Consider the following 18,166-nt stretch of genomic DNA (forward strand, 5'->3'; position numbering starts at 1 on the left):
ATAAAAAATGATCTGTATTATTATTTTTCTGAAAAAAGTGTTTTTCTTTTGCTGTCCAGTCCCCAGTTTAATCCTAAAAATGTAATAAGATTATTCTTGTCACCATAATTTTTTCCAAAGGCAGCATTGATATACACACTGTCAGACACTTTATAGTTGATGACTCCATTGGAACGGTAGGTATCATCCAAATCGCTGCTTCTGTAGATGAACTCATAGCCAATAGAGAATCTGTTGTATACAAGCTCTATTTTGCCACCGAAATCATAATTATCAGTCCTGCTGAATCCGCTGGCTGCATCATAAACCGTTTTATCCTGCATGTATCTCGCAACAGCATAGAAATTTAATCTTTTTTCAATCTTTGAAGCATCTGTGGTAGAGGCTTCTTTGATAATTACTTTTGATTTTTCATTATTTTGATCTTCTTTTTTCTGTGGAGTTTTTGTTCTTTCCAGATTGATCCCGGAGCTCATGGTTATCCAGAATCCCAATTTCCCGAATTGATTATTCTTAAACTGATTATCTAAAAAGAAAGTACTATAGGCCGAAGCTACATCCAGTTGAAAAGCAGGTTTTTCGTCAAGGTATTTTTTATAATTTTCAGTTTCCGCTTTGTAATACTCTGTGGCAAATTCTTCTAGCGCTTGTGCAATTTTTTTCTCTTTTTCACTTTGGGTGATATTGGAAGCATATATATCTTTATATTTCTGTGATTGATAAAACTCACTCTGAATATCAGTTAATGCCTTTGAAATATTTTTATTTGAGTCTGTAATAGCCTCTATGTTTTTTTTATTTCTTATTTTAAATACTGTGGTACGTAATGAAAAAGATACCGAAGGATTTTCAGTGTCAAGATCTTCAATTTTATAATTTCTCAGAAAGGCAAATGAGACAGAAACGTTTTTGGCTTCACTGAAAATGTTATTTTTATACTCATAACTATTATCTGTTTTTTTAATGCTTTTAATGCCGGCATACTTTAAAGCATCCATTTCCGTCAGAGGAAATAAATGAGTAGGAGTAAGTTCTACTGCATAAGCATTGGGAAGACCGTCGTTCTCGCTGAATGAATTGACAATACTGGACATAAAAGCCTTTTTTGATTTCGGGGTCTCCAGATCAGAACTTGCCAAGCCGAGAAGCATTACACTTGGTGCATTGGAAAGCTCGAGTTTGTTTAACTCTGCACTGATTTCTTTGCTTTGAGCAAACAATAATGTCATATTAGACATCAGCACTGCTAGTAGTACTATCTTTTTCATAGCTCAACTTTTATGTATTTATAAACACCATAGATAAACTTACCGGATAAATCATCAGTTGTTTTACCTTCAAAAGGATTGAAATGAAAATTCCTGGAAGGAATCTGAGGAAATTCAAACTTTATCCTGCATGTATTGATTAAAATCTGCAGATGATTTACCTGCATATTAATATTGAAAGAAGTCGCGAAAAGTAAATGATCTGATGCTAAATCTGCTTTTGGAATGGTAAAAGAAAATTTATCATCATTTAAATTGTTATCATCTATTCTCTTTCCATTAATGATAAAATGAGGGTCGCCAAATTGTGTGTTGGCACTGATTATTACATTCACTTCAACATTATTTTCTTTAAAGTGAGTGATTTTTACTGTTTTTTGAGGGATTTTTTTCATGTCTGTTGACTTTTGGTTTGTGAATTCAGCTCTTAATTTTATTTCAAATGTATAATTTGTAATATTGGTATTCAATTACCTTTTTGGGTGATATTGTATTGCTTTAAAATATAAAAGCAGTCTTTTATTCAATAATTAAATAGCTGCGATGATTCTGTGCCACAATTAAATTTTCTATTTTTGCAGCATATTTTTACACACATGCAAAAAGCGTTGATATATTTCGCATTGGGAACTATAGTAAGCTTCCTGATTAATTATTTCCTTTTAAGTTCAGAAAACATTGGTTTGGAGTTATATTATGCCGTTGCTTTTGGTGCTGCCTGGGGTATTGCTTATTATTTGGATACTCCGGATTTTACATTGGCTAAAAAGCTGGGGCTATCTTTTGTAGTGATGGCTATACTGGTTGGGGCTGGTACTTTAATTTTTAAACTTGAACTGGCTATTCCATCTATACTGAAGTTTTCCATGGTATTTGTGGCCTATTATGTCATCGCAAGTTTCAGGGCAACAAAGTCACTGAGAAAATAAATAAAAAAGAGGCTGTCCGATACGACAGTCTCTTTTTTTTATTAATGAATCATCATGAAACTGATCAGGGCAAGACCCAGCAGTAAAAACATGAAGGCAATAAAGTTAATGGTGAATAATATCATCCCGACAATAATGCTTACCAGACCATGAGCACGATATACGCGCCGGTGAGCAATAAAGAAATAGGCCATCGTGTACAATGACAGGAGTGATATTGCTAAATACAAAATGGTATTAACCGGCCAGAGGTCTGTGAGACCTGCTAATTTGGAGAGTAAGAAAATGAGTAAGATGGTGAGCAGTAAAAATGAGAAGTAATGCAGCGTGAAAATTCCGTGATCAAAATACCACCATTTTTTCTTACTATGGAAGACCCATAAAAAGAATGCGAAAAGAGGAAGATAGATAAAAAGTGCTTTGGGAAGATTATGAAAGGACTTTTCTACCATACCGGCCATAATCTCCTTTTTCTTCACTCCTTTTTCTTTTAGTTCAAAGAATTTGTGAACAATTGGGGCTTCAATAAAACTAAGAGATGACGGATTTTTGGCTTTAGCCGAATCATAAGCCTTTCTGGTTTTGTATTCACCGAAACTAACATCCGGATCTATCTTTTTATCCATGTCAATGATATCTTCTATTTCAGAAGAGTCGGGAACTGCTTTCAGGCCTTCAATGGCAAGAGAGTCTTCCCCATTCAGGTGTTTTTTTGCTTTTATGCTGTCTATCAGCTTTTGTTTTTCAACAGGCTTCATGACTTTCAGTAGATTCGTCTTGCCATTTTCTCCGGTATTTCTCTCTTTCGAAGAACCAATATTAACCATAGGAAAAAGGGCAAACACAAAAAATGTAATAAAACTGACAAAAATATAAAGCTTTACAGGAGGTACAAACTTCTGTCTTTTCCCTTCAAGATAAGTGTTGGTCAGTTTACCAGGTTTAAATAACAGGTTTTTTACAGTTCCCCAGAACTGGCCGTCATAATGCGTAAAATCTTCAATGAAATGGGTAAAAAGAAAATAAAAGGGCTGCCGTCTTTCAGTATTTTCCTGTCCGCAGTGAGGGCAGTACCTTTCTTCAACCTGATGCCCGCAGTTCAGGCAGGTTTTGTCTTCTCTTAGTTTTCCGTGACTCATGGATATAGAATATGATTAACGCAAATATAAATATTTCAATGAAATTATAATGATATCTGGGTATTTTACGGAAATCTTTAAAGTAAAGTTAATAAAAGAAAGAGTTGAGGGAATAAACTCTTTGCTGTTTCATTGTGTTTTTAGAATCTTCGAAGTGTTTCTTTTCATCGGCTCATAAGTTCGCAAGTTTTATGCCAAATTGTAAATAATGTTAAAATCTATTGATAGAGGGGTATAACACATGGATTATATAGATTAAATAAAATATGTTTTTGGGTTACAAAAATAATTTGTACCTTTGCACACCCTTTTAGGGGTAAATTATGTTTAATCTTTAACTAAAACGTGTGAATACATTAAGTTACAAAACTGTTTCAGCGAACAAAGCTACTGCTAATAAAGAATGGGTTGTGGTAGACGCTGAAGGACAGCCGTTAGGTAGATTAGCTTCTACGGTTGCAAAGATTTTGAGAGGTAAGCACAAAACGAACTACACACCTCACGTAGATTGTGGTGATAACGTAATCGTTTTGAATGCTGGGAAAATTACACTTTCCGGAAACAAGTGGGCTGATAAGACTTATATCTGGCATACAGGATATCCTGGTGGACAGAAGTCTATGACTGCGGCTGAACTTCAGAAGAAAGATTCTTTAAAGGTATTAGAGAAATCTGTAAAAGGTATGTTACCTAAAAACAGATTAGGAGCTGCTATCCTTAAGAACCTTTACTTATATGAAGGAACTGAGCACAAACATGAAGCTCAACAGCCAAAAACAATTAATGTTAACGAATTTAAATAATTAATTATGTCTATAGTTCACAAAATCGGAAGAAGAAAAACTTCTGTAGCTAGAGTTTATGTAAAACCAGGTTCTGGTGTTATTACAGTAAACGGTAAAGATGCTAAAGAATATTTCTCTACAGACGTGATGGTTTACAAATTAAACCAACCGTTTATCCTTTCTGAGACTGTTGGTCAGTATGACGTTACCGTAAACGTATTCGGTGGTGGTAATACAGGTCAGGCAGAAGCTATCAGATTAGGTATTTCTAGAGCTTTATGCGAAATCAACGCTGAGTTCAGATTAGCATTGAAGCCAGCTGGTTTACTTACAAGAGACGCAAGAATGGTGGAAAGAAAGAAGCCAGGTCAGAAAAAAGCAAGAAAGAGATTCCAATTCTCAAAACGTTAAGATTTCTCGTTGGCAGATGGCTTATGGCTATTGGCTACAGGAATGTATTAAATTTTTTTTAAACTTAATCTCGGCGAAAAGCCCATTGCCAAAAGCAAAAAGCAGACCGCCAATTGCCCGTTACGTTTAGCATCCAAACGCTTCTCCCATCTAAAGAAGTTGTTGATTGTTTAAAAGACGGAAAGTAAACTAACAAAAACAGAAAACATGGCAAAAGCAAATGTAAAAGACCTTTTAGAGGCTGGCGTACACTTCGGTCACATGACCAGAAAGTGGAATCCAAATATGGCTCCATACATTTTTATGGAGAAAAACGGTATTCACATTGTAGACTTACATAAAACAGCAGTTAAATTGGATGAAGCTTGCAACGCTTTAGAAAAATTAACTTCTGCAGGTAAAAAAGTTCTTTTCGTAGCTACTAAGAAGCAAGCGAAAGAAGTAGTTGCAAAACACGCTTCTGAACTTAATATGCCTTATATTACAGAAAGATGGCCAGGTGGTATGTTAACGAACTTCGTTACTATCAGAAAGGCTGTAAAGAAGATGAATGCTATCGACAAAATGAAAAAAGACGGTACATTCGAAACTTTATCTAAAAAAGAAAGATTACAAGTTGACAGACAAAGAGCTAACCTTGAGAAGAACTTAGGTTCTATCGCTGACATGGTGAGACTTCCATCTGCTGTATTTGTAGTTGATATCTTGAGAGAACACATCGCGGTAACTGAAGCTAAGAAATTAGGTATTCCAGTTTTCGGTATCGTTGATACAAACTCTGACCCTAGAAAAGTTGACTTCGTTATCCCAGGAAACGATGATGCTTCTAAGTCTATTGATATGATCCTTAGCGTAGTTTCTGAATCTATCAAAGAAGGTCAGTCTCAAAGAAAAGCTGATAAAGAAAAATCTAAAGAAGAAGGAGAAAAAGTATCTGCTGATACAGATGCTGATTTCGATGCGGAATAATTGAAGATTTTCTTTAATATAGGAAAAACGCTGGATTTCGATCCAGCGTTTTTTTATTTATATCAGAAATCATTTCTTTGGATTCTTATTTTTGATGTTATGTTTTCTCCGCTTTAAGTGTATTTGTTTCTGCAGGCCTTAATAAAGGGTCAGAATATTCATTAAAATAAAAACCAGCAGAATTCTGCCGGTTATATCTTAATTTGAAAGTTTTATAGAATAAGAAGTTGTGATAAACTTTGTAGACTGGTATACCGAGTTGCAAAGAATACCCGATAATCTGTAATTTTGATTTTTCGGAACCATGGTATATCCAATTTTCCCTGCCCCAATGGGGATTTTCTTGAAGAAATTACCCCCGCTTACCGTAAGCACCATATTGCATGGAGATTTGTTTTCTACAGAAATAGAAGTCCTGGGATTCTTCGGATCATCATTATTCAGAAGGTCGTTCAGAACTTCAGCTGTTTCCGGCTTGTAGGTCTTTATAAGTTCATTATATTCTCTTTCTGTATTGGCTCTGTTGCCTGTTGAATTACCGGCAGGATAGGAGGTTCTTCCCGGATAACCGCCGTAATTTACATTACAACCGGCAAAGATTATTGAAACTCCGGCAAAAACTAATAGTTTTTTCATACTATTTTATTTTTTGATTTTTCTTTTGTTTGATGGCTTGTTTTTCTGAACCTCATCCTTTTTGATTGCACTGGCTTGCGTTTCGGACATTTTTGGGCTGTCCACCGTTACAAATATACTTTTTTTAATATCTTTCTGGGAGAAATATTTTATATCACAGATATTACTACTAAGCGTGTATGAACCTTTATTGATCACAATAAAATTTTCTCCGTGGGCCGGAACAGCGAGGTTATAGAAGTCTTTTCCCTCAACTCTCAATACAATATTACAATCAGAATTATTTTTAAATAAGAGTATAGCCTCCTTGCGTGTAATATCTTCATTGAACATTGCATTCAGAAGCTTCACTGTTTTCTCTTTATGTTCAGCAGAAGTCTCTGTGATAAGTTTTTTAAACTCTTCAGCATCATCTGAATTAGGGTTTTTCATAATGCTTTTAGGGATGTCGGAGATAACAGGCCTTGCTTCCATAGGTTTGGCAGTACGGGCTCCCTTTGTCCATTCAGAGTTTTTTAAAGCAATAAGCTTAGGCTTCAGCACAGTTCTTTTGGGATCATCAGGGTGTGCATTCTTTAGGTATTCTTCAATTTCTTTAATATTCGTGCTTTTTAGAATATCTTTACTGCTTTTCTGAGCCTGTGTAAAGCCGGGAATAAGAAAAGTGAAGAATAAAATCGTTAAAAAATTTTTTTTCATCAGGTTTTTATTTCATCAGCTTATCCGGAATTTGATGTAAGTTATAGTTTTTCCTTTCGCTGAGAATAACTCTTCATAATACGTTTTGATATCTCTCAAATGCTCCGTATTTGGGTCGTATTCCGGGGCACCATAGATATCATGATGAGCAGAAATGATCTCATAACCTGCTCCCTGTAAATATCCTAGCGTATACCCATGCAGGAATTCTGAATCGGTTTTCAGGTGGATAATACCTCCTGGCTTCAGGAACTTTTTATATCGGTTTAAAAAATCCGGATGTGTTAATCTGTGTTTTGTTCTTTTGTATTTAATCTGCGGATCAGGGAATGTAATCCAGATTTCATCTACTTCATTTTCTGCAAAGAAATAATCTACAAGTTCGATCTGAGTTCTCAGAAAAGCTACATTAGTCATGTTGTTTTCTACAGCTTCTTTAGCGCCAAACCAAAATCTTGCACCTTTAATATCAACCCCGATAAAGTTTTTTTCAGGAAATGTTTTTGCGAGTCCTACAGAATATTCTCCTTTTCCGCAACCCAGCTCCAGTATAATAGGATTGTCATTTTTAAAGAAATTTTCTCTCCATTTTCCTTTAAGTTCGAAACCATTCAAAGCATCTTCTCTTGTTGGTTGAATGACATTCGGTAATATTTTGTTTTCTGCAAATCTTGCTAATTTATTCTTGCCCATTGAGTTATAAAATGAGTGCAAAAATAGTGAAAATTTATGGAGTCTCTATGTCTTTTGGTCGTAAAAGACACAGAGATCATTCGTTCCTGGTTTGTGTTAATGGCCTCCTAAAGCGACCATAATTGGCCTTTCAATTGTTTTTTGTGACGCATATTGAGCCCCGCAGACAAGGCTGGTGAAAAGATATTGCCCTTTATCTATCACAATGGAACCTTCACCCTGAGCAGGAACTGCCAGCCTGTATTTGGTAGTTCCTACACCTTCCATTCTTACAATAATATTACAGTCTGATTTATTTTGAATCAAAACGATGCATTCTTTAGTATTGGGATCATTATCAAATAAGGAATTCAGGATCTTTACAGTTCTGTTTTTATGTTCTACAGGAGACACTGCCATCAGCATGTTGAATTCTTCTGCTTCAGTATTAGGAACGGCAGTATTGGCAGCAGTATTTACAACATATGTATTTTGAGCAGTGCTGGGTGTATACACTGTAGTAGATTGTTTTGCCGCAAGCTCAGCTTTATATTTTGCAATCTGCTTTTGTTTGATGATGGCATTCATTTCATCAAAAGTAATTTTGGTAGAAGGTCTTCTCCGTAGCATAGCAAGCATTTCCTGCATATCTTTTACTTTTTGATCAGCAGGATGTGCATTTTTGATATACTCTTTCATCATTTCCATGACCCTTGGTTTAAGAACTGACCTTCGGGGATCATCAGGATGGGCATCCCGTAAAAAAGCATTGATCTCGTAAATATTCTTACTTTTCAAAATATCACTGTAGTCTTTCCCTTTTTTTTGAGAAGACATAGTAACGAAAAACATACAACAAAGAAGTAAAAGTACTTTTTTCATTAATTCATATTAAGTTAGAAATTTGGTGTTTCTCTTTTAATTTGCTTTCACGGATCGGTTAGTTTTTATTTTGATAACGAAATACCAGTGTTTTTATTTTAAACACTTGTTTGTGAGATAAATTTAAACATATTTTTGAATATTAAAGAATAATATGTTCTAAAAGTTGAATAATCCATAGCGTAGCTGCTCTAATGAAGTATCATTGCTGTTTTTCAGCCATTCAATAAAAAATACCCCATGTTAACGTACATGAGGTATAAAATATTTCAAATGATTCTTTTGAATATTAATTGCTGCCTACAACTTCCTGAAGATGTGAGCTTCTTAACCTTTTCTGATAAATAGGAAGATATTTTTCAATAGGGACTTTTATTGCTTCAAAGTTACCCGCCAAAACATAAGCCTGGATATTTTCTGAGGAATACACAAACTGAAGAAAGTTATCAATTAAGTTTTCCGGTATTTTAAATTTTGTGAAATAATCTTTACCCAGATAATTTTTAATCTGTGCTATAGAACTGTTCATTCTTTCATAAGCCTGGTAACGCTGTTTTTTCTTTCTTTCTCCGGAAAGAATATCATAGATGCTTTCCAGACTGAAGGTAAGCCCACCATCACGGAGTCCGGCAACAGGAAGTTCCGGAGGTGTTCCGTCACCTTTTGGTCCAGGAAGACCAATTACTTTTTTTAGAGCGTATGCTTTGTCTTCTTTTCTTAAGGAGTTTACATCATACCGAAGATTTCCGGTAGGTTTAAACCTGCTGAGAACGATTTCCTGAATTTCGTAATACGCAATTTTGAGCTCAACCAGATTTTTCTGCTCCATAGATTGAGGAGTCAGTTTGATGTCTTTTCTTTCGGTCACAATAGAGGTAAACCGGATCACGTCCCCGATATTGGCAGGAATATTAAAATTACCATTGTAGTCCGTGAGAACGGTTTTTTGTGTATTCAGGTTGGTGACATACACCTGATTGAGATATAAAATAGAGTTGTCTCTCAGAAATACCTCCCCGGAATATATTTGTGCATTAATTTTTGCCAGAAAAACCAATAGCAGTAGAGTAAACAGTTTCTTCATATAATGCACAAAATTACATAGAAATAAAGCAATTTTGTGTAATTAGATAAAGAATAGTGGTTAAAGTTATATTAAACTTTGGGATTTAATTGTTAAGGAGTGTTAGAAACTTGCCATATATTCAAAAATGGGAGATTTCAATAAAAAAACCGGAAGAAAGAATTAATTAAATTTCTGGTGTCCTTTCTTCCGGCTTTGTGTATTATCTGTGTTTTACCAGCAGCCAGCTTGTATATTTTATCATAAGGCTGGAGCCGTATTCCGTCCAGGTGATAAAGTACCAGTAATTAGCCGTAGGAACATATCTGCCGCCCACTCTTCCGTCCCAGATATATCTGTTTTCAGGGGTTCCTCTGAAAACTTCTGCACCATATCGGTCAAAGATCCGGAATACGAGATTATCATTATTCATTAAGGCAGAATAGTCTATTACTTCATTAACGCCGTCTCCATTCGGAGTAATGGTATTGATCAGATTAATAATGGCAAATGGCTTTTTAACATCTTCACACATTTTAGAGTCTCTTACAAATACATTGTGTGCTCCTCTTGGTACATTGTAAAAAACATTAGAACTCTGCCATACCACTCCATCTAAAGAATATTCATAAGGAGGTGTACCGCCGCTTGCCCCAACTTTTACAGTTGTTCCATCAATTTCAATAGTGGTTATTATAGGCAGTGGCAGTTCCGTAACATTTACATATTGCTTGTATACACAGCCATTAAAGGTAAGCTCTACCCAATAATTTCCAGGGGCAACATTCGTAATGGAGGAAGTGGTAGCTCCTGTACTCCAGAGGTATTTTTCAAATTCTGGTCCTGCATTAAGTGTGGTAGTGGTTTTCGGGCAAATTGCTTTATCTGTTAAAATATCTGATTTTTTAGGAACTTTAATGTTGATTTTCAGAGTTCCTATTTCAGGACAAACTCCATTTTTTTCAAAACGGATATAATAAGTCTGTGAAGTAGTAATATTCACTGGGGATAAAACCGCATTTACATTATTCTGAGCATCTGCTAAAGTTGCATGAAAAGTGTAAGTTACATTGGGATCCAGGGTAAACTGAGGAATAAACTGTGTTAAATTGACACTTTTAATTCCGTCCAGATCATCATCGCAGGTACTTTCTGTAACGGTTTTTGTAATTAATGGTATTTTAGCTCCGATACTGAATTGCAAAGGTTTGATCACAGAAGCGCACCCGTCAGGAGAATCTACTCTGATGTAAATGGTAGTGGTGGCTGTATAGCTCCAGCTGTTTGGAAGGGTATTGTTGTTTCCTGCATTGGCATCTGCAAGACTGGCATAGTATCTTACATTAGTAAAGTAATTCGGATTGTTAAGTACAATTGGGGTTATATTGGAAAGTGCGACTGTAACTGTTCCATCGAGATTATCATCACAGAAAACACCATTGTAGTTATCCGGTACAATAGCTTTATTAAAAAGGGATAGTGTTATCTGTGCAATATTTTTACAGCCAATATGGTCATTAACAACTGCGTATACGATTGTTCCGTTAGTTGCGGTATAGGCGGTTGTATTAGTGATCAATGCCGCTGCATTTTCATTCTGAGCATCCAGAAGGGTAGGGTAATAAGTAATGGTAACAGGTGAATTGCTGGTCACATTTGCTGTAGTCAGATTGAAGGTTCCCTGTCCATTGATATCACAGGCAAATAATGTTGCATTCATTACTGTTAGAGCCTGAATATTCAGGGTAACAGTGACTGTTTCGCAATCCGGGAAGTCAGGATCATCTCCGCAGAATGTATAAGTGAATGTATCTGTCCCTGATGTACCCAAAGTATTTACCGTATAAGTAATGCTACCGGTAGATGGGTTTACAACAGCTGTGCCTAATGAAGGTGCTGTCGTAACAGCTACAGTGCTTGGGTTAGGAGTCTGTGATGAACTACTGAATCCAGGAGCTATGGTTTTAGCATTACATACATTATAGGATGTATTGGTAAGTTTTGTACAGTTCAGAACTTTAAATTGTTCAGTAACCAAGGGCGCGCAACTTCCCATAGTTACAGAGCATGTGTAATATCCCGGTAAAGTAGGGGTGATGGACGAAGTGGTAGCTCCCGGAACAATAACCCCGTTTCTGTACCATTGGTAGGTATCATAAATTAAAGGATCTACGGTAAGAACCATTCCTGGAATACAGCCGCCTCCAGATTGTAAAATAACTGGCTGCGTAGGAAAGCCTGCAAAAAAACCTCCGTATCCTACGGCATCACTTCCGGCAGTAATTCCAGCCATTATTGCCTTGTCTGATACTACGGTAATAGTACCTGTCACATTGGGAATACCATAGGTAACCCAATTCGTTGTGCCTGTCATATTGTAAGGACCTGTTATTGCAGGAGGATTTGTACCGTTAACTGTAACGTTAGCTCCTCTTTCTGTAATAATATTCAACTTTGTGGTGATATTCAGAATACCTCCGGGGTGGCCGTTGGAATGGACAAAATTTTCATTAATAAGCCCTAGTTCATTAATCTGCTTGGGAAGATAGCAGTTTAACGCGGGAATAAAATTGAATCCCCCGGTAAATACTTCACTTCCTGCATTTGAATCTCCAGCTAAAATCTGATAGACGTAAGCATTTTTAGATGTTTTGAGATATAAATTATAATGACCATTTCCCTGAAGGATGTATTTGGAGTCGGGAATAATGAAATATTTTCCTGCATTGATGTTTGCTACAGGAAGGATTTCATTATTGACAAAGATCTGAGTATTGTCTTCAGTAGCAATTACAATGACCCCTTCTGTACGGGTACCAATCGGTCCGCTTCCTTTTACAATGGCAAATTCATTTCCAAGTCTGTTGACAGGTACTGCCTGATCCATTAAAATATCTGAACTAACTGGATAATTTCCTGCATATTGACCGTTAAAGTTTCCATTGGTTACGTTCACAGGTCTATTCGAAGTAATCTTTGCGCCAATGAAGCCATTAAAGTTGCCTGCTATGTTGCCGATTCCGTCAATAATATAAGACTGCCCTTTATTTAAGGTAAATGTCATCGTCGGGTTGGCGGCTCCTGTCATTCCATTTGAAAATTGTACAGTAGGACTGTAGCCGGAAACAGTAACAATGGTGTTGTCTTCAGTTGCCAGTATGCTGGTCATGAAATTCAGAATGGAGTTGCTCACAGTAATAGGAGCAGCAGCAGCGTAAAACTTTAGTCCTGTGGAAGAAATTCCTTTGGAAGTAATGATTTCTGCATGATTAAATACTGAAAACCTTAAATTGGCATAAAAAGGAAATTCAGCCTTAAGATATAATCCCTTAGTTGTTGGGGTAAATAAATCTCCCTGCAGCTTGGTAATAATATAATCCCTTAATACATCAAACTTCTGGGGATTATTTTTACTGATATTTACTGTCCCGATTAAAATATTATTGTTATAAATATTTACAGGAAAAGGAGTTGTTCTGTTGGTAGATAAATACAGTTTTTGATAAGGATTGGGAGCGCCCGTTCTATCTATCATTGGAGCAAACCAATGCTCCCGGTCCAATTGGGCAAAAGCAGAGGTGAATATGCAAAGCATAAACAAAAAAGATAAAATTTTTTTCATTCAGCGGTGGTCTTTGTAGCAAATTTAGTGATAAAAAGTATTAAATTATTGAAAATAGAACAAAAAAATATGATTTTGAAATAGTGATTAAGAAGAGTTTAAGTTTGTATTATTTTTTTTCTGTTTTTAACATAATTATCAGATAAATTTACTGGGAAAGATTAATAAAAATAAGCCGTGATCAGACGATCGCGGCTTATTCAATATAGTTTTAAACTAATTATTACTCTCTGTTTTTAACCAGAATCCAACCTGTATATTTTATTGGAGTCTTTTCTTTGTTGGATTCATTCCAGCTGATATGGTACCAGTATGTTCCTGTTCCCAGCTTTTTATCAAAATGTTTTCCATCCCATCTGTAGTTGTTGAATCGGTTTCCGGTAAACACCATGTTTCCGTATCTGTCATACACTACAAAGCTCAGATTTTCCTTATAAGCCAGTTCGCTGTAATCTATATAATCATTTACATTATCTCCGTTAGGGGTAATTGCATTGAGCAGATTAGGAATTGTGACTTCTACAGCAATAGGCGTACAGTCATAAAAATCTTTTACATAGAATGTGTGCTGACCTCTTGTTAAACCTGTGAAGGTATTTGAATCCTGCCAGTTAGCAGTTCCATCAACCGCATATTTGAAAGGTGCTTTACCACCGCTTACAATGACAGTAGCTGTATTGTTGTTGATTTCAATAGTTTGGATTACCGGATCTTCCACTTTTTTAACTTTTACAGTCTGGGTAAGGAAGCATCCGTTCTTACCAAGGATTACGGTGTATTCCCCAACACCTATATCTCTGATACCTGATGTGGTAGCTCCTGTGCTCCATAGATATGAATCATATCCAGGACCAGCATCCAGGTTAGTTTTAGCATCCATACAGATGTACTGATCTACAAGGACCGGAGACTTTTTAATTGGAAGTACAATTAATTCAATTTTGGCATTTGCCGTACATCCTTCAGCAGTAGTTACTTTCACATATACAAATCCTCCTGTTGAAGGGAAATTTTCTGGTGTTGTGATTGCATTGATACCTGCAGTAAGGTCATTCAGAGTACGATAATATTTTTTTGTAACAGCATTATAATCTGTTACCTTTGCTTTGGTAAGGTCAAAATAAGCATAAGGATCTACATCATACCAGCAAGCCTTAATAGAAGTATCCGTTACAATGAATGGTACTACAGTAAGGTTTAAGGTTACCTGTTCGCAATCTGTAAACTCAACTGAGTTTCCGCAGAATTTATAAACGATTTTGTCTGGTCCCAGATATCCCGGATTAGGGGTATAAGTGATCGTTCCGTTTGGATTAACCACGGCTGTTCCTTTGGTAGGAGGAGTCAAAATTACTACCGTACTTGGAACCACAGTCTGAGTGGAAGAAGTAAATGTCGGGGTAATAATTTTAGTAGAACAAGCATTAAGAGCCTGTGTGGTTTCTTTTAAACAGTTTTGTACTTTATAAATCGGAGTTGTCACAGGAGGACAAGTTCCCATAGTTACTTTTACGGTGTAATTTCCTGATTGTGTAGGTGTGTAGGTATAGCTGGTAGCACCCGGAATGGCAACTCCGTCACGGAACCACTGGTAGGTTTCATATCCATCATCTACTTCAAGAACGATTCCCGGAACACATTCACCTGTTTTTTTTGCAATAACAGGGATTGAAGAGAATCCTGCAAAGTAACCACCGTATCCTGCAGAGCTATATCCTCCGTTGATACCTGCTGTTACAGCTTTTGTAGACGTAATCTTAATATTTCCGGTTACACTGTTGATGGCATACGTTACCCAGTTGGCATTTCCTGCAAGGGGATAAGGACCTGCTTCAGGGAGAAGAGGCGCGTCATTCAACATTACAGTAGCACCAGCCTCTGTTAGAATGTTTAATTTTACTACCAGATCACTGGGAGTAGAGCTGGCTCCTCCCACTCCAAGTGGCATTTCATTAATCTTCCCGATTTCATCAATTTTTCTTGGAAGGAAACAGTTTAATGGCGGGATATAGTTGAATCCATTGGTAGCATCACTTTGCAAAACTCCGATAAACTGGTATAAATATACATTTTTGGTGGTGGAAATGAACATATTTGAATGTCCTGATGTGCCCTGAGCAACATAGCTGGTTTCGTTAATTCTGTACCATTCTCCGGCAGCAAGTGTTGCAACAGCAGTACCTCCGCCGTTTAAATATACTTCAGTATTATCTTCGGTAGCAACAATAAGACCTCCCTCCATATTTAAGGAAGGTTGAGTAGATCTTGTTTTTACCATGGCAAAAGTATTCCCAAGTCTGTCAACCGGAACAGATTGATCGAGAACCGGATCACTTCCTGTTGTTGAAGCAGAGAAGTTGGCATTACAGCTTCCATTAGTCAACGTTACAGGCTTATCAGAAACAATTTTGGCACCGATAAAGCCTGTTTTATTTCCGGACTGAGAACCGGATCCTGCAAGAATGAAAGATTGTCCTTTTTGTAAAGTGAAAGTCTGAGTATTTCCAGTAGGATTTCCATTAATAAAAACAACTCCGGCAGTAGGATTCCATGATACGGTTACATTGGTATTGTCTTCGGTAGCAAGGACACCTGCCGTAAAATTCTGAATACTGCTGGTATTGGTGTTGGGAGCGGCAGCCACGAAAAATGTTTTTCCAATTCCGGCTTTTCCTTTACTGGTTATTACTTCCCCGTGAACACTCTGAGCCAGTCTTAAGCTGCAGTAAAAAGGCTTGGCTGCTTTTAAATACAATCCCTTATTACCCACAACAAATGCGTCAGTAGTAGTGGTAGCAGAAATAAGACTGTTGGTAACTTTATAAGTCTGCGGGCTACCTTTACTGATTGTAACGGTGGTTACTGGAGCATTATTATTGTAAATGGTTACATCAACGGGAGTTGGAGAGTCTGTGGAAAGATAGAGCATGTTGACATAGCTGTTGCCGCCAACACTGTCGTAATAGGGAGCTATCCAGTGCTCGGTATCCCTTTGTGCAAAGAGTGTATTAATTGTCAAAAAAATTAATACCAAACTGAGTAGAAATCTTTTCATGAGTATGGAATTAGGATTTCTACAAAAATAAAATAAAAAATGAAATACTTTTAATAAAATTTAAATAAATGTTAAATAAAAGTCTTCTATTTTTAATTAAAAGCCTCCTTGGGTATGAAACTGGTAATAGCTGTTGGGCTTAATCTTTCTGATTATCGTTAATTAATTCTTTAATGTGTGAATTATTTATATTTGTTAATTTTTTTAAATGTTTATTGTACAGATGGGTATAAATAATGTTAACAAAAAATCCCGGTGAAATTTTCACCGGGATTCTATATTTTTTGAAAAAGTCAGCTTATAAGCTTACTCTTACAAATCCTGTTACTTTTAAGTCTGCGTTTACAGATTTTACATAATCAGCAACTGAGATACTTCCGTCTTTAATGAAATCCTGGTGTACCAAAGTGTTGTCTTTGTAGAATCTCTGCATTTTACCTTTAAGGATGTTGTCGATAATGTTGGCAGGCTTACCTTCTTCAGTAAGTTTGTGTCTTTCGATTTCCAACTCTCTGTCGATAGTTTCCTGAGAAACCGCAGTTTCGTCAAGAGCAATTGGGTTCATTGCAGCAACCTGCATAGAAACAGCTTTAGCAGCTTCTTCAGCTCCGTCTACTTTTGCAGATAGGGAAGTGATTGCAGCAATTTTGTTTCCAGCGTGGATGTAAGCTCCTAAGAAATCTCCCTGGATTCTTTCGAAAGATCCGATCTCAATTTTCTCACCGATAACTCCTGTTTGCTCAACTAATTTCTCAGCAACAGTGATTCCGTGGAAATCTGTAGCTAAAAGCTCTTCTTTAGTAGCAGCAAAGATTGCCATTTCAGCTAATTCGTAAGCTAGCTCAACGAATGCTTCGTTTTTAGCAACGAAGTCAGTCTCACAATTTAAAGAAATTACAGCACCTAAAGTGTTGTCTTCGTTTACTCTTGCGATTACTGCCCCTTCAGTAGACTCTCTGTCTGCTCTGTTAGCAGCAACTTTTTGTCCTTTTTTTCTAAGGATATCTACTGCTTTTTCGAAGTCTCCTTCAGCTTCAACTAGAGCTTTCTTGCAGTCCATCATACCTGCACCTGTTTGGTTTCTTAATTTAGCTACATCTGCAGCAACTGGTGTATAAGACATAATATCTATTATTTTTTATTTAAGATTAGTATTAATTTTTAGCTTAATTTTAGAGCAGTGCAAAGATAATGATTTTAATGATAAACTAAAAAATGACTTTTCACGTTATTAATATATTTAATACTATTTTAAAGGTTTGATTAATGAAAAAAATCTTCTTCCTTCTATTTATATGCATTTTTGCACTAGGTTTTTCTCAAAAAAAGAAAAAAACAAAATCTAAAGCAGTTGTTGAAAAAGAAACTGTAATCATCTATACCGAACAGGAAGCCGAGATCTCAAAAGAGGCAAGGGTAATTGCCGGCTTTTTGAAGCAGAATCCCGGACATGCTAAAACAGACTATTTTAAGAGAAAACTGATTGATATTATCATGGCAGGGAATTCTCCGGAAGCAAAACCTACCATAAAACCAATCAGCAAAGAAAAAATTGAAAATATCGTTAAAAATAATGAATTGAACAGCGGAAAGACGATGGCCGCAAAAAAAACATATACAGCTAATGGAAAACCTGTCTCTAATAATACAGCAGCTGCTATAGAAGCTTTAAAAGAAGAAAGAAGAACAACTACCTTTGCATCAGTGAGTTCTGCAAAAAATGCCGGTAATTCTAAAGCAGGACCCAGTGAAGAAAATAAAAGAACAGCAGCAATGCTTACCCACCTTTTTAATAATGATATTAATAAAAACGAAGCATATATCAATATTAAAAACAGATCCACCTGCAATCTTATTGTAAAGATAAGTGGTAAAAAATATTATAATCTCAGTGTACCTGCCAAAGGAGAAAATTTTATTCTGGTAGATAAAGGGGAATACGTGCTGACAACAATGGTTTGTGATGCCAAATATTCTTCTTTGAAGAAAATCACCCAGGATATTGAAATTGCACTGAATGTTGCAGAATAGAAACA

Annotated in this window: 16 protein-coding genes; 5 read left to right on the forward strand and 11 right to left on the reverse strand. The window is 36.3% G+C overall.

Annotation, left to right across the window (positions count from 1 at the left end; all coding sequences use genetic code 11):
• Positions 1-20 precede the first annotated feature (20 nt).
• Entirely contained in the window at positions 21-1,268 is a 1,248-nt protein-coding gene (locus AB1278_RS03120; protein ID WP_343642430.1) for a hypothetical protein, read from the reverse strand.
• On the reverse strand, positions 1,265-1,663 hold the full coding sequence (locus AB1278_RS03125) for a hypothetical protein (protein ID WP_047435683.1): 399 nt from the start codon (positions 1,661-1,663) through the stop codon (positions 1,265-1,267). Before AB1278_RS03125 ends, AB1278_RS03120 begins: the two co-directional genes overlap by 4 nt.
• A 201-nt stretch (positions 1,664-1,864) precedes the next feature.
• Here AB1278_RS03125 and AB1278_RS03130 point away from each other — a divergent pair, with 201 nt between their 5' ends.
• Positions 1,865-2,197: a hypothetical protein gene (locus tag AB1278_RS03130; protein ID WP_202841590.1), complete on the forward strand. Its 333-nt coding sequence runs from the start codon at positions 1,865-1,867 to the stop codon at positions 2,195-2,197.
• A gap of 41 nt (positions 2,198-2,238) precedes the next feature.
• Here AB1278_RS03130 and AB1278_RS03135 read toward each other — a convergent pair whose 3' ends face one another.
• The gene (locus AB1278_RS03135; protein ID WP_202841589.1) at positions 2,239-3,336 is read right to left on the reverse strand and encodes a DUF3667 domain-containing protein; all 1,098 of its coding nucleotides are present in this window, start codon (positions 3,334-3,336) and stop codon (positions 2,239-2,241) included.
• Positions 3,337-3,683: 347 nt separating this feature from the next.
• Between AB1278_RS03135 and rplM the strand changes: the two genes are divergently transcribed.
• The 3 genes from rplM (at position 3,684) to rpsB (ending at position 5,501) form a co-directional block, all read left to right on the forward strand.
• The gene (rplM, locus tag AB1278_RS03140) at positions 3,684-4,139 is read left to right on the forward strand and encodes a 50S ribosomal protein L13 (protein WP_002976217.1); all 456 of its coding nucleotides are present in this window, start codon (positions 3,684-3,686) and stop codon (positions 4,137-4,139) included.
• A 6-nt stretch (positions 4,140-4,145) separates the two neighbouring features.
• Positions 4,146-4,532, forward strand: a complete 387-nt coding sequence (rpsI, locus tag AB1278_RS03145) for a 30S ribosomal protein S9 (RefSeq protein ID WP_002976218.1) — start codon at positions 4,146-4,148, stop codon at positions 4,530-4,532.
• 207 nt (positions 4,533-4,739) lie between these two features.
• Complete coding sequence (gene rpsB, locus AB1278_RS03150; protein WP_002976219.1) at positions 4,740-5,501, forward strand: 30S ribosomal protein S2; 762 nt, start codon at positions 4,740-4,742, stop codon at positions 5,499-5,501.
• A 198-nt stretch (positions 5,502-5,699) separates the two neighbouring features.
• Here rpsB and AB1278_RS03155 read toward each other — a convergent pair whose 3' ends face one another.
• The 8 genes from AB1278_RS03155 to tsf form a co-directional block, all read right to left on the reverse strand.
• A complete protein-coding gene (locus tag AB1278_RS03155; RefSeq protein ID WP_202841588.1) occupies positions 5,700-6,137 on the reverse strand; it encodes a DUF6759 domain-containing protein in 438 nt (145 codons plus the stop codon).
• A gap of 6 nt (positions 6,138-6,143) precedes the next feature.
• Positions 6,144-6,836 (reverse strand): DUF6759 domain-containing protein, encoded by a 693-nt coding sequence (locus tag AB1278_RS03160; RefSeq protein ID WP_202841587.1) that lies wholly within the window; start codon positions 6,834-6,836, stop codon positions 6,144-6,146.
• 15 nt (positions 6,837-6,851) lie between these two features.
• Entirely contained in the window at positions 6,852-7,529 is a 678-nt protein-coding gene (gene trmB / locus AB1278_RS03165) for a tRNA (guanosine(46)-N7)-methyltransferase TrmB (RefSeq protein ID WP_202841586.1), read from the reverse strand.
• Between the two features lie 96 nt (positions 7,530-7,625).
• On the reverse strand, positions 7,626-8,390 hold the full coding sequence (locus AB1278_RS03170) for a DUF6759 domain-containing protein (protein ID WP_202841584.1): 765 nt from the start codon (positions 8,388-8,390) through the stop codon (positions 7,626-7,628).
• Between the two features lie 289 nt (positions 8,391-8,679).
• Entirely contained in the window at positions 8,680-9,474 is a 795-nt protein-coding gene (locus AB1278_RS03175; protein ID WP_429812389.1) for a hypothetical protein, read from the reverse strand.
• 202 nt (positions 9,475-9,676) lie between these two features.
• Positions 9,677-13,075, reverse strand: a complete 3,399-nt coding sequence (locus AB1278_RS03180) for a T9SS type B sorting domain-containing protein (protein ID WP_429812392.1) — start codon at positions 13,073-13,075, stop codon at positions 9,677-9,679.
• Between the two features lie 223 nt (positions 13,076-13,298).
• Positions 13,299-16,130 carry a gliding motility-associated C-terminal domain-containing protein gene (locus AB1278_RS03185; RefSeq protein WP_411413347.1) on the reverse strand — a complete coding sequence of 944 codons (2,832 nt, stop codon included), beginning with the start codon at positions 16,128-16,130 and terminating at the stop codon, positions 13,299-13,301.
• A 298-nt stretch (positions 16,131-16,428) separates the two neighbouring features.
• Positions 16,429-17,253, reverse strand: a complete 825-nt coding sequence (gene tsf / locus AB1278_RS03190) for a translation elongation factor Ts (RefSeq protein ID WP_034692936.1) — start codon at positions 17,251-17,253, stop codon at positions 16,429-16,431.
• A gap of 143 nt (positions 17,254-17,396) precedes the next feature.
• Between tsf and AB1278_RS03195 the strand changes: the two genes are divergently transcribed.
• On the forward strand, positions 17,397-18,161 hold the full coding sequence (locus AB1278_RS03195) for a DUF6759 domain-containing protein (RefSeq protein ID WP_343643382.1): 765 nt from the start codon (positions 17,397-17,399) through the stop codon (positions 18,159-18,161).
• The last annotated feature ends 5 nt before the right edge of the window (positions 18,162-18,166 follow it).

Origin of the sequence: Chryseobacterium sp. NRRL B-14798 (genome assembly GCF_050470705.1) — a bacterium.
In the GTDB taxonomy this organism is placed as follows: Bacteria; Bacteroidota; Bacteroidia; order Flavobacteriales; family Weeksellaceae; genus Chryseobacterium; species Chryseobacterium cupriresistens.